Genomic DNA, 13,117 nt, shown 5'->3' with positions numbered 1-13,117 from the left:
CTCCACCCCCGACCACGGCACCCCGCCCGGCCGGCTGGTCACCCTGGATCCCCGGGTGAACCGAATGGCGGCGGCGGTGCTGTGGACCGACCCCACCCACACCATCGAACTCGCCTGGCGCGACGCGGGCTCCACGGGGCCGTTCACCGTGGTCCCGACCGCCGTCAAGCAGTGTCCGACGCACGGGTTCGCCACCATCGACCTCGCCTCGCTGTTCGGCGGCGAGGAGTCCGTACCGGCCACCCAGTGGCGCATCAGGCACCAGGACGCCGCGGGCGGTGCGCTGCCGCTCGCCGACAGCGATCTGCTGGTCTTCGTCGACCTGTTCGTCCGTGTGCAGGTCGTGTTCGACCGGGCGGTGTACGGGACCGGCGATCCGATGACCCTCACCGCGCGGGTCCGCGCCGGTGACGACCCGGTGACCTCGGCGACCGTGAAGGTCGAACTGGCGCGCCCGGGGGAGTCGCTGGGCACCTTTCTCGCCGTCAACGGGGCTCGGTACCAGCCGTCCCAGCCCACCGGACCCGATCCGGACGCTCCCAAGGCCCGCATGCTGACCGACCTGCTGCGCGCCCACGAGATGGAGGACGGCCTGCCGGTCCAGACTCCGGGAGTCGTCTTCGAGGACGGAACGAACGAGCTGTTCGACGACGGCGCACACCACGACGGCGAGGCCGGGAACGGCGATTACGCGAACCGCTATGTGGAGCTGGACAAGGAGGGCACCTACACCTGGCGCTTCACCATCGAGGGAGAGACCCCCGACGGGAGTTCCTTCTCCCGGGTGCTGACCGTGTCCAGGTGGGTGGGCATCACGCCCGACCCGGAGAACAGTCCGGTGCAGGTCGACCAGGTGGAGTCACCCCAGGGCCGCCTCCTCACCCGGATCATGGTCTACCCCCGCGACCGCAACGGCGAGTTCCTCGGCCCCTTCCGCCCCGAGGACGTCCACTTCGCCTCGAGCGCCTGCCCCTTCCAGCCCGCGGCGGAGCAGGACGGCGAACCCGACAGCGACGGCGTCCGCTACCCCTGCCGGGACGGCGGTACGGTCCTCAGCCGCTACGACGGCGGATACAGCCGCGTCCTGGACTGCCCGGAGGGGACGCCGTGCACGGTGACCATCACGGTCCGGGGCGTCCACCTGCCCCCGATCAACCTCGGTGGGGAGGGCTGAGCGCCCTGGTGATCCCTGGTCACGTCATCTGGGCCGGACCGGGATCCAGCTCCGCGGGCATTCCCCGGTCGTTCGGGAGAGGTTCCTCCGGCAGGGCGTCGGAGGAACGCTCTCGGGGCTGCCCGTGCTCCTCCGGGTGCAGGTACCTGCCCAGCTCCTCAGGGGGTTTGACGCGTTCGCACTCCAAGGGATGTGCCCGCGACCAGGCGTCGCGCCGCACACCGGTGACCTGCCAGCTCACCGTGCGGTTCGGGGGGCCGCCGGCGATGGCGAAGCAGTTCCCGGCGAGCTCTTGGCCGACGTGCAGATCGGGTGCCGGCGCGCCGATGGGGGTGAGCTGGTAGCGGAAGTCCTCGTTCAGCGCCTCGAACCACCCGGGGAGTTCCACGATCGCCCGGCCGTCGCCGTCCAGATCGACCACACCGTCATAGACGTTCTTCCGCTCCGACGACTCCACGACGGAATGCTCCAGGTACCGGCCCTCGGGGTCCAGCGGATGGTCCATGGTGGACCCGGCACTCGCGTGGAGCAGCGCGCCACCCACATAGACGTCGCCGAAGAGGTCGGCGGCGCGGGGGGCTTCGGAGACGATGCCGCGGGCCCCGCGGGCGGCGACCCCGATGCCCTGCGGGCAGATGCCCCACACGCCTTGCTGGGTGTCGCTCCTGCCCTCCACCCCTGTGCCCTGAGAGCACTCACCCAGGACACCCTCGTAGCCCGTGGCACTGCTGACACCCTCTATGCCGATGTAGGTGGCGCTCTTGCCGACCAGGCCCTGGTACTCCTGGCTCTCGCCCACCACACCGACCCCGGCGACGCCCTTCCCGTACACCCCCGCCCCCTGGCTCGTACCCATCACTCCCGGGCCGGTGGCGGAATCGCCCCTGACCCCGGGGTTGCCCGAGGCGGTCGTGCCCCACACCCCGATGCCGCCGTTGCTGGTCGCCTGGACCCCCGGACCGCTCGTGCTGCCGGCGACCACCGCCGCCGCCTGTGTGCTGGTGGCGTTGACGCCCGGTCCGCCCGTGCCCGTCGCGCTGACACCGGGATTCGAGCCGCCTCCGGTGGCGGTGACGGCCGGGCCCTGGGAACTGGTGGCGGCGACGCCAGGGCCACTGGCAGCCTCGGCTTGGACGCCGGGATTGCTTCCCGAGCCCGTGGCCCACAGGCCGATCCCCTGGGAACTGGCGGCCCTCACCCCGGGGCCGCCCGTGCCGGTACCGGCCACGCCAGGGCTGGATCCCCTACTGACACCCGTGACACCCGGCCCCTGGGCACTGCTGCCGGCCACCCCGGGCCCGCTGGTGCTGGAACCCAGGAGACCCGCCGCCGCTCCACTGGTACCGCCGACACCCGGGCCTTGATCACTGCTACCGCTGACAGCCGGATCAGTACCCCCACCAGTCACAAGAAGACCAGAAGTACCCATGGAATCGGCCCGCACAGCCGGAGCCGCCGCACTGCTCGCCCACAACCCCACGCCCTGGTCACTGACAGCCCTGACACCGGGACCACCCGAGCCACTACCGACCACCCCAGGACTGGAACCCCCACCCGTACCCGTCACACCGGCCCCCTGGTCACTGCTTCCGATGAGGCCGGGCCCGCTCGCGCTGGTGCCCCGCACACCGGGGTTCGACCCACCCCCGGCGGCGGTGACGCCGGGGCCCTGGGTGCTGGTGCCGGTGAGCCCTGGACCGAAGGTGCTCACTCCGCTGACGCCGGCGCTCTGGCTGCTGCCCCCCGCAACCCCCGGGCCCTGGGTGCCGGTGCCCGTGACCGCGGGCTTGTCGCCGCCGCTCCGGCCGGCCACCGCGGACCCGAGGCTGCTGGTGCCGAGCACCCCGGTGCCGGAGTCCGAGTCGGCGCGGCCGAGCACACCGATGCCCTGGGACTTCAGGTTGAGGCCGAGGACTCCCGCCGATCCCGCGGCGACGGCTCCGGCGCCCGCCGTTCCGACCAGGCTCGAACTGCCGATGATCCCGCAACCGAGGGAACTGTCCCCCCAGACACCGAACTTCAGCGGCGGCGTCTGCTGGCTCGGGTTGAAGCCGCTGGTACCGTCCTGGGATTGAGGAGGTTTGATGGGCATGATTAGCTCCTCGCCGGCAGCACGCTCAACCCGGCGCACTGCCAGCCGAATGGAATGTGCACTACTTCGCAGGCTACTCCACGGGCGCCCGCACCGACGCCTACAAACGCCGCAACGAAGTCGAGCGAACGATCAACGCCCTCAAGGGCTTCCGTGCCGTAGCCACCCGATTCGATAAGAGAGCGTATATCTTCCACGGCGCCGTGACCGTCGCTGCTATGCACCTCTGGCTGCGCTCGTGACCCGCCAGACAGTCCTCAGTCGCATCCTGTCGCGGCCCCCTCCTCTCGGTCAGCGACTTGTTGCGGCCATGGTCCCGCCGCCCCGCCGCGGGTGCGCAGGGGTCCCAGCTGCAGGCCGTCGGAAGCGGGCTTACCTTGGAATTCGGGGAGGCGCACACTCTGAGGGCTGGACCCATGCACACCAGGAATGAGCCGCCGCAAGGTTTTCTCTGAAAACGACTTGTATCTGGGCAAGCCCTCCTGAGCAGCGGTTTTTCAAAAGGAGGCGCTGAGGTGACCACGGATTTCCTGACGGAGACTGTCGACGGCGACGGTGAGGTCCTCGGCCAGACCTCTCTGGTCGTAGACGGGAACGGCAACCCCGCCGTCGCGTACGTCGTGAACCGCCCGGTCGGCAACGTCCGAGTGGCCCGGCGACTGAATGGCACCTGGACCAGCGAAGACACCGGAGGACAGACCACACAGGGCGTCAGCTTGGTCAGCCTGGGCATCGACGCTCAGGACGTGCCGCATATCGCCTACCGCGACCGCTCCTCGGATTCCGCGATCTTCGCGAGCAGGGGACCCGGCGGATGGTCGTTCGAGGAGATACCCACACAGGCCGGCCTTGAGGTGCGAGGCACCACCGAGGTCTCCATGCGACTCGACTCCGACGGTGTGCCCTCGGTCGCGTTCCGGGACGACTTCACCGGCGAGCGCATGGCGGTGGCCACCCGGGACGGCACCAGCTCTCCCTGGGAGGTCGCCACGCTTGAGAAGATCGGCGAAACCGGATTCGTAAAACTGCCCTCCCTGGCGTTCGACCTGTCAGAGACGCCGCGGGTCGCGTTCATCGACGAGTTCAACGAAGGGCAAGTGGAAATCAACGAGCAGGCCATCCGGCTGTCGCAGAAGAGTGTCGACGGCTGGCAGGAGGTCTCCGAGATCCTCGACAAGACTGTGCGGCAAGTGCGTTGGCTGTCGCTTGCTCAGCGTACGTCAGCCAAGTACGTCATCGCCTACTGTGAGGCGGCGCACGGCAATCTGAGCGCCTTGCTGAGCACATTCGACAGCACCGGGCCGCTGACTGAGATCGTCGCACCCGGGATCGTCATCGCGGGCAATTCAAACCCCAGGCCCTCAGCAGCCGTGGACCTGCTTAGCCGTCCGTCCATCGCCTATGTCGACGACGGCGAGTTGAAGCTGGCCACCCGATCGGCACCCGGCTCGTGGACCATCCAGCCCATCGGTCCCGCCGTGGACTGGCCTTCGTTGGCTTACGACAGCACTGGCAACGCGCATATCGCCTACAGCACCGGCAACCTGATGTACACAAAGGTAACCAATCAGTAGCCGCGCTGAAGCTCCAGCTCGAACGGAAGACAGGCTGCCGCCAGGAGAGTGGCTCCCGTGCCGGGGTTGTCTGGAGTGCGACGAATCCTCCAGGCAACCGGCTTGGGGCTCCGGCGCCCCATCGGACACGCCCCAGCCGGCTGTCTGCCCTCCCCTTCCGCGGGGCGCGCGGGGCCCACTCCCCTTCGAGTGACCGGCCGCCGCGCGCCACCGCGCCCCCGGTGACTGTTGCGTACGAAACATTGCGGAGCGGGGCCCAGGTCGGACCTGGGCCCCGGGCGGTCAGCCGCCGTGCCGGTCCAGTTCCTGGCGCACCTGCTGGGCCAGGGGCTCGGCGTGCGGGTCGTGCAGCATGGTCCAGTGCTTGCCCGAGCAGGACAGCACGCGCAGGCCCGCCGGGTGGAGCGGGCCCAGCCAGGTGCGCAGCCGCTGCGCGGTCCGGGCCGTCAGCCCGGCCTTGAACAGGACGGTCGGGCAGTTCACCGGCATCGGACGGTAGCGGAGCATGGCCCGCAGATAGGCGCGGAAGACCCGGCTCGCGCCCGGCACGGATCGGGCCGCCCGGCCCGCGGGGCCGAGTTGGAGGGCGACCAGCGCCTGATGCCACAGGCCCGCGGCGAGGTGCTGGGGCGCGTTGCCGAGGGGTCGGCCGCCGCTGTTGGGCGCGAAGCCGTCCAGGAACACCAGGAGTTCCACCTGTTCCCCGGCCCGCTCCAGCTGGGCCGCCATCTCGTGCGCGATCAGGCCGCCCACCGACCAGCCGCCGACCGCGTACGGGCCGTGCGGCCGTACCCCGCGCAGGATCCGGAGGTGGTGGGCGGCCAGGTCCTCGATGCGGTCCGGGGTGGGCGCGCCGCCCAGCAGGCCGGGGGCGTCCAGGCCGTAGACGGGGCGGTCGCCGCCGATCGAACGGGCCAGCCGGCGGTAGCACAGCGCGCTTCCGGTGGCGGGGGCGGCCAGGAACAGCGGGGTGCCCCGCCCCTCCGTGCGGAAGGCCACCAGTTCGTCGGGGAGCGCCGCGGCCGGTGCCGGCCGGGTGCCGGCGGCCTCCTGGGCGAGTGCCAGGAGCCTGCCGAACGTCGGCTGCTCCAGGAACTCCGACAGCGGGATGGCCAGCCCCGACTCCTCGTGGATGCGCGCCCGCAGCCGTACCGCCATCAGCGAGTCCCCGCCCAGCGCGTGGAAGTCGTCCTCCGCGCGCGCCCGGTCGGTGCCCAGCACCTGGGTCCAGATACGGGCCAGTTCGCCGTCACTGCCAGGGGAGGCGGTCTCGCGGGGCCGTGGCGCCTCGGGCGGGGGCGCGGTGGCCGCCGGGGACCGGCCGCCGGTGGTCCGCGCGGCGGAGGCGAGCAGGACGGCGTGGTCGGCCGACCCCTGCCGCAGGACGGCGACCTCGGTGAAGTCGGCCTCGTCCAGGGCCTGTCGCCACTGGTCCGCGGAGAGATGGACCGAGTCGGTGCGCAGCCCGTCGGCGAAGTCCCACCAGCCGGGTGCCAGCCCCCAGACGAAGTGGGTCCACAGGGCCACCTCGGTCACCTCGACCGCGCCCAGCCAGCCGCCCTCGGCCAGCAGGCCCCGCAGCCGGCGCAGTGTGGTGGGCAGGTCGGGGACCACGTGGAGGGCGTTGTAGGCGAGCACCACGTCGAAGGCGCCGGGTGCGAAGCCCTGGGCGGCCGGGTCCCGGGCGAGGTCGAGCCGGGCGCAGTCGACCTGCGGCCAACCCCGCTCGCGGGCCAGGGCGAGCGCCACGCCGCTGATGTCGGTGAAGGTGTAGCTGTCCCGCGGGTCGGCCGGCCAGTCGCGCAGCACGCGCGTGGTCAGTTCCCCGCTGCCGCCGCCGACTTCCAGGATGCGCAGCGGACGCGCCTGTCCCGGCCCCCGGGCGGCGTCCACCGCGGCGGCCAGCCGGTCCAGGCAGGGGCCCGCGTCCGAGACGTCGACCGTGTTGCCGGTGAGGCAGTCGCGCAGGAAGGTGTCGGTGCCGTCGGGGTACAGCACGGAGACCGGCTCGCGGCGGCCGGCGGCGACCTCCGGGTAGCCCTGGGCGCAGTGGTCGAGCATGCGGCGCAGGCCCGCGGCCTCCTCCAGGCCGGCCGGGTCCTCGAGGACGGGGCGCAGCCGGTCCTCGACGTCCGCGGGCACGGTGATCTGCCGGCCTCCGTCCGCGGTGAGGAAGCCGTGCCCGGTGGCGGCCTCGACCAGCAGTTCCGCCTGCCGGGCGGGGGCGCCGTCGCCGGCCAGGCGGGCCACCAGTTCCGCCCGCCCGATCCGGTCGCCCGCCGCCAGCCGCCCCAGCCGCAGCCCGAGCCGGGTGGCGAGGGCGGCGGTGTAGCGGTCCAGGCGTTCGGCCAGTTCGGGCCGCATGGAGAGCGTTGCCCGTGCGGGCCGCGGGGTGTCCAGCCGGGCGGCGAGCCGGTGTGCCGTCGCGGGCCCCGGCGGTGTCCGCTCCGGCTCGGCGCGGCGCGCCCGCGGCTCGGCGCCGGTGCCGCAGGGGCGGGAGTCCAGGGGGTGCGGGGGAAGCGCGCGGCGCTGTGCGGAGGGGCCGGCGAACCGTCCGAGGTCCACGTCCAGGCCGGCCTCCCACAGTCGGCCGACGGCTTGCAGGATCTGTTCCTGCGGGTCGCGGGCGCCCCCGTCGAGCAGGGCGATCGCGGTGTGCTGGGCGCCTCGGCGGGGATGGCCGCGCAGTGCGCGCGACAGGGAGGCGCCGGGGCCGAGTTCGATGAGCACCTGCGGGCCCTGGGCGAGCAGGGTGTCCATGCCCCGGCCGAGCCGGACGGTGGAGCACAGCTGCCGGGCCCAGTAGTCGGGTGAGCGCAGTTCCTCGGGGGTGGCCCAGTCGCCGGTGACGTTGGAGACCAGCGGGATCGCCGGGTTCTGGGCGGTCACCTGTGCGAGGGCGGCGCGCAGTTCGGCGGCGGCCGGTTCCAGCCGCGGGGAGTGGAAGGCCCGGCGGGTCTCCAGCAGGCGGGTGGTCCGTCCCGACAGCCGCTGCCGCACCTGCCGGATGCCCTCCTCGGTGCCGGAGAGCACCAGGCGGTCGTGGCCGTCGACGGCCACCACGGGCCGGGGCTCGGGGGCCTGGGCCAGCGCCTCCTGGACGGCTTGGCGGTCGCCGTCCGCGAGCAGTTCGACGGCGAGCATCCGCCCGGGGGGTGCCGCGCGCAGGGCGCGCGCCCGGGTGTGCACCAGGCGCAGCGCCTCGGGCAGTTCCCACACGCCCGCCGCGAGGGCCGCCAGGTACTCGCCGATGCTGTTGCCCAGGGCGGCGCCGGGCCGGATGTCCCAGGCGCGCAGGGTCTGGGTGAAGGCGTGTCCGAGGGCGAGGAGCCCCAACTGCTGGTGGACCGGGTCGTGGTACCACTCTGCCGGGGTCTGGGCCCGCAGCAGCGCCGACAGGTCGGTGCCGGCCTCGGCCAGGGCCCAGTCGCGGACCTCGTCGAAGGCGGCGGCGAACTCGGGGAGCCGGGCATGGGCCCCGGCGGCGGATCCGCCGGGGCGCAGGGTGCCCTGCCCGGGGTAGAGGAAGACCACCGTGCGCGGTTCCCCGGTCGCCGGCGGGGTGTCGTGCTCGGGAGCGGGCGCGGCCAGCGCGGCGGCGGCCCCGGCGGTGTCGCGGGCGACGACCGTGGTGCGGTGGGCGTGGCGGCGGCGCCCGTCGGCCAGCGTCCGCGCCACCTCGTCCAGGGGTACGGGCTGCTCCTCGGCGGCCAGGTGTTCGGCGAGTTCGGCCCGGGTGCGGCGCAGTGCCTGCGGGGTGGCGGCCGAGAGGGCGAGCAGCCGCGGGCCCGGTGCCGCCGGTCCGCCGGGCCGCGCGGCTGCCGTGGGGGCGGCCTCCAGGACCGCGTGGGCGTTGGTGCCGCCCACCCCGAAGGAGCTGACGCCGGCCAGCAGGGGCCGTCCGGTGGGCCAGGGGCCGTGCCGGCCGGCCACCGTGAAGGGGGTGGTCTCCAGCTTCATCAGCGGGTTGGGGGCCCGGAAGTGGACGGTGGGCACGGTCTGGCGGTGCCGCAGCATCAGCGCGGTCTTGATCAGTCCGCTGACGCCGGAGGCCGAGCCGGTGTGCCCGATGTTGCCCTTGACCGCGCCCAGCAGGCAGGTGCCGGTGGCCTGGGTGCCGGAGCGGAAGGCGGCGGTCAGCGCCGCGACCTCCACCGGGTCGCCCAGTCGGGTGCCGGTGCCGTGGGCCTCGATGTACGCGATGTCCGCGGGGTCCGCGTCCGCCCGGGCCAGTGCGGAGAGGATGACGTCGCGCTGCCCGTTCCGGGAGGGCGCGGTGAATCCGACCTTGTCGCCGCCGTCGTTGTTGATGGCGGTGCCGCGGATGACGGCCACCACCGGGTCGCCGTCGCGCAGCGCGTCCGCCAGCCGGCGCAGCACCACGACGCCCGCGCCCGAGCTGGAGACGGTGCCGCGGGCCTGGGCGTCGAAGGGCCGGCAGTACCCGTCCGGGGAGAGGATGCCGCCCTCCTCGTACACATAGCCGGTCACCTGCGGGAAGAAGAGCCCGACGCCTCCGGCCAGGGCGGCGTCGCACTCGTATCCGAGCAGGCTGCCCACCGCCTGGTGGACGGCGACCAGCGAGGTGGAGCAGGCCGTCTGCACCGTCAGGGCGGGCCCGGTGAGCCGGAGTTTGTACGCGGCGCGGGTGGCCAGGAAGTCCTTGTCGCGGCCGAGGGTCTGGGCGAGGAGTTCCTCCTGCGTGGCCCCCAGCGGCACCGCGTCGCACCCGGCGAACACGCCGATCGGGCCGGGGAAGCGGGCCGGGTCGATGGCGGCGTCGTCCAGGGCGGTGCTGGCACACTCCAGGAAGATCCGCTGCTGCGGGTCGATGCCGCGGGCCTCGCCGAGGCTGTACCCGAAGAAGGCCCAGTCGAAGTGGTCGGAGTCGGCCACCTGACCGCGTGCGGCCACGAAGTCCGGCCGGTCGGCGAGGTGCGGGTCGATGCCCGCCGCCAGCAGTTCCTCCCGGGTGAAGCGGGAGACCGTGTCGCGGCCGGCGACCAGGTTGGCCCAGAACCGGCGGGCGTCGGCGGCCCCTGGCAGCCGGCACGCCAGCCCCGTGATGGCTATCGCCTCGTCATGCATCGTCGCCCTCCTTCGGGCTGGTCGCACCGGTACGGGTGCGTGCTCGGGATCGGCGGCCGCGCTGGGCTCGTTCGCGCAGTTCCTCGGCGGCCGACCGGGCCTGTGCCGTCTCGTCCGCGGGCCGCCCGGCGGCCTCGACGGTGCGGGCCTGCGCCCGCACGGTGGGGTGTGCGAGGAGTTCCTGGATCGGCAGCTCGATGCCGAAGTCGCTCTCCAGCCGGCGGTGCAGCGCGGCCAGCCGGAGCGAGTCGCCGCCCAGGTCGAAGAAGTTGTCGTGGACGCCGACGACCTCGGTGCGGAGCACCTCGCGCCACAGTGCGGCGATGCGCCGCTCCCGGTCGTCGCCGGGAGCCACCACCGGGGCCGCGCCCACCAGGTCCTCACGGCGCGGCCGGGGCAGGGCCGCGTGGTCGACCTTGCCGTGCGGGGTGTGGGGCAGCTGGTCGAGCCAGACCAGCGCGTCGGGCACCAGATGGGCCGGCAGGGTCTCGCGCAGCGCCGCCAGGACGGCCGCGGTCCGCTGCCCGGTGCCGTCCGCGGCGTCCGTGCCCGTGCCCGTGTCCTGGGCCGGTACGGCGTAGCCGACCAGTTGGGCGGCACCGTCGTCGAAGGCGCGTACCGCGGCCTGGTCCACCTGGGGGTGGGCGGCCAGTCGGACCTCGATCTCCTCCGGTTCGATCCGGTGGCCGCGCACCTTCAGCTGGCGGTCCATCCGGCCGAGGAACTCCAGGGTGCCGTCCGGGAGCCAGCGCCCCAGGTCGCCGGTGCGGTAGACGGGGCCCGGGGCGCCCTCGGCACCCCGCGGTGCGAAGCGTTCGGCGGTGAGTTCGGGGCGGCGCCAGTATCCGCGGGCCACCCCGACCCCGCCGATGACGATCTCGCCCTTGGTGCCCACCAGGCACAACTGCCCGGCCTCGTCGACCACCTGGACCAGGACCCCGCCCGCGGGCCGGCCGATGCGCCCGGGCCTAAAGTCCGCCTCGCCCGGGGTGAGTTCCTGGCAGGTCGCGGTCACCGTCGCCTCGGTCGGGCCGTAGCAGTTCACCAGCCGGTACGGGAGGCCGGGCGGGGGCGGCGAGCCGAGTGCGGCGCCGCCGTAGGCCATGACCCGCAGGGCCGTGGGCGTGTGCTCGTCCTTCCAGACGGTCTCGGCGAGCGCGGCGGGTACCACGGCGGCGGTGACGCGGTGGGCCTCCAGCCAGCGGGCCACCTGGCCGGGGTGGACGGTGCCGGTGTGCGGGACGAGTTCGGCTCCCGCCGCCAGGGCGGGCCAGATCTCCGAGGCCGCCGCGTCGAAGCCGACGTTGACGAGCAGGGCGACCCGGTCGCCGGGGCGCAGCGCCAGGGTGCCGGCGAACCAGCGGGCGTGTTCGGCCAGCCCCCGGTGCCGGACCACCACTCCCTTGGGCCGGCCGGTGGATCCCGAGGTGTAGACGACGTACGCCGGATCCTCGGGTGCGGGCGGCGCCGGCAGGTCTCCGACCGGGGCCGCGGCGTCGAGGTCTTCCCCGGTGGCGTGCAGCACGGTGACGGTGTCCGGCACCTGAGGGGGCAGGCTCCTGCCCGGCTCGGTGATGACCACCGGTGCGTCGAGGTCGCCGAGGACCTGGGCGATCCGGGTGGGCGGGTAGGCGGGGTCCACCGGGCAGTAGGCGCACCGGGCGTACCAGGCCGCCAGCATCGCCGTGATCAGATCGGCGCCCCGGTCGAGCAGCAGCGCCACCACCGGCTCGGTGCCCTCCCGGTCGACCAGTGCGTCGATGCGGTGGGCGAGCGCGCGGGCGCGGGCGTCCAGGGCGGTGTAGCTCAGCGGGCCCTGGGGGGTGTGGACCGCCGGTGCGCTGGGGGTCTGCCGTACCCGGGCGGTGAACAGGTCGAGCACGGCGGTGGGCGGCCCGGCGGGCGGCCCCTGCTGGAAGGCGGCCAGTTCGGCGCGCTCCCGGGCGCTGATCCGGGGCACGGCGGCCAGGCGGTGGTCGGGGCGGTCCACGATGTCGCCGAGGACCGCGGCCACCAGCTGGGCGAGCCGTTCGGTCTCGGCGCGGCCGACGCGGTCGCCGCGGTAGGCGACGGTGCCGCGCAGGGTGCCGTCCTGCTCCTGGAAGGAGACGGTCAGCGCACCCTTGGCCGCCCAGTCGCCGCCCTCGGCGTCCAGCGGGAAGCGCCCCAGGGTGCGGCCGCCGAGGGTGGGCGGTTCGGTCTCGGGGACGATCGGGGTGAGCGCGATGTCGGCGTACGGCAGGACGCCGTGCCGGCGTTCGGGGTTGAGGGCGGCGATGACCTTGTCGAAGGGGACATGCTGGTCCTCCAGCGCCTCCAGCACCCGCTCCCGGACCGACTCCAGCAACGCCCCCACCGTGGTCTTTGCACCCACCCGCGAACGGATCACCACCGTGTTCGTACACGGCCCCACGATCCCCGCGTCCCGCTCCCCGGGACGGTTCGCCACCGGACACCCGAACACCACGTCATCCGCACCCGTCCACCGGTGCAACGCCCCCGCGAACGCCGCCGCCACCACCATGAACCACGACACCCCCACCCGCCGCGACACCCCGCGCACCCGCTCCAACACCCCACCGGCGACCTCCACCTCCACCACACCCGAGCCCTCCGGCACCACCGGCACCGGCCACTCCAGATACGCCGGCGCACCCGCCAACCGCGCCCGCCAACGCTCCACCCCCGCGGCGCCCGCCACCGAACCCGCCAACTCCTCCTGCCCCCGCACGAACTCCCGGTACTGCACCACCTCGCCGAACTCGGCACCGCCGCCGCGCGGCAGGACGGTGGCGTGCTGGTCGCCGGCCAGGGCGGTGAGCATCCCGCGGAGCACCGCGGCCAGTCGCTCGGCATCGCGTGCGGCCAGCCGGTCGCCCCGGTGGGAGAGCACCAGCCGGTCGCGGCCGTCCTCGCGGAAGACGGTGGCGGTGACGCCGAACTTCAGCTCGGCCCCCAGCTGGCTGCCGGTGGCCGGGGTGAGCACGGTGCCGCCCAGGGCGTAGTCGTCCTCCAGCGGTGCCAGGTTGAGGACCGCGTCCGCGTAGGGGGTGGCGCCGTGCCGGCGTTCGGGGTTGAGGGCGGCGATGACCTTGTCGAAGGGGACATGCTGGTCCTCCAGCGCCTCCAGCACCCGCTCCCGGACCGACTCCAGCAACGCCCCCACCGTGGTCTTTGCACCCACCCGCG

The 13,117-nt window shown here is 73.8% G+C and carries 5 protein-coding genes and 1 pseudogene; 3 read left to right on the top strand and 3 right to left on the bottom strand.

Annotation, left to right across the window (positions count from 1 at the left end; translation table 11 throughout):
* On the top strand, positions 1-1,174 hold a 1,174-nt coding region (locus E4099_RS33055; protein ID WP_209446661.1), incomplete at its 5' end, for a hypothetical protein.
* Positions 1,175-1,193: 19 nt separating this feature from the next.
* Here the strand turns inward: E4099_RS33055 and E4099_RS19320 are convergent.
* On the bottom strand, positions 1,194-2,030 hold the full coding sequence (locus tag E4099_RS19320; protein ID WP_135340351.1) for a hypothetical protein: 837 nt from the start codon (positions 2,028-2,030) through the stop codon (positions 1,194-1,196).
* A 1,337-nt stretch (positions 2,031-3,367) separates the two neighbouring features.
* Between E4099_RS19320 and E4099_RS19315 the strand changes: the two are divergent.
* Both E4099_RS19315 and E4099_RS19310 read left to right on the top strand, forming a co-directional pair.
* Positions 3,368-3,508: pseudogene (locus E4099_RS19315) on the top strand (IS5/IS1182 family transposase); the annotation flags it as partial.
* A gap of 273 nt (positions 3,509-3,781) precedes the next feature.
* Positions 3,782-4,840 (top strand): hypothetical protein, encoded by a 1,059-nt coding sequence (locus tag E4099_RS19310; RefSeq protein WP_135340350.1) that lies wholly within the window; start codon positions 3,782-3,784, stop codon positions 4,838-4,840.
* Positions 4,841-5,122: 282 nt separating this feature from the next.
* Here E4099_RS19310 and E4099_RS34865 read toward each other — a convergent pair whose 3' ends face one another.
* On the bottom strand, positions 5,123-9,928 hold the full coding sequence (locus E4099_RS34865) for a type I polyketide synthase (protein WP_135340349.1): 4,806 nt from the start codon (positions 9,926-9,928) through the stop codon (positions 5,123-5,125).
* On the bottom strand, positions 9,921-13,117 hold a 3,197-nt coding region (locus E4099_RS19300), incomplete at its 5' end, for a non-ribosomal peptide synthetase (protein ID WP_209446660.1). The genes E4099_RS34865 and E4099_RS19300, both read right to left, overlap by 8 nt.

This window comes from Streptomyces palmae, from assembly GCF_004684805.1.
Lineage (GTDB): Bacteria > Actinomycetota > Actinomycetes > Streptomycetales > Streptomycetaceae > Streptomyces > Streptomyces palmae.
This window is presented reverse-complemented; position numbering and strand designations above follow the sequence as displayed.

What these genes read in the sequence shown, in the direction of transcription:
- E4099_RS19320 (WP_135340351.1), bottom strand. Translation starts at nt 2,030, where the DNA reads ATGGGTACGAGCCAGGGGGCGGGGGTGTACGGGAAGGGCGTCGCCGGG.
- E4099_RS34865 (WP_135340349.1), bottom strand. Translation starts at nt 9,928, where the DNA reads ATGCATGACGAGGCGATAGCCATCACGGGGCTGGCGTGCCGGCTGCCA.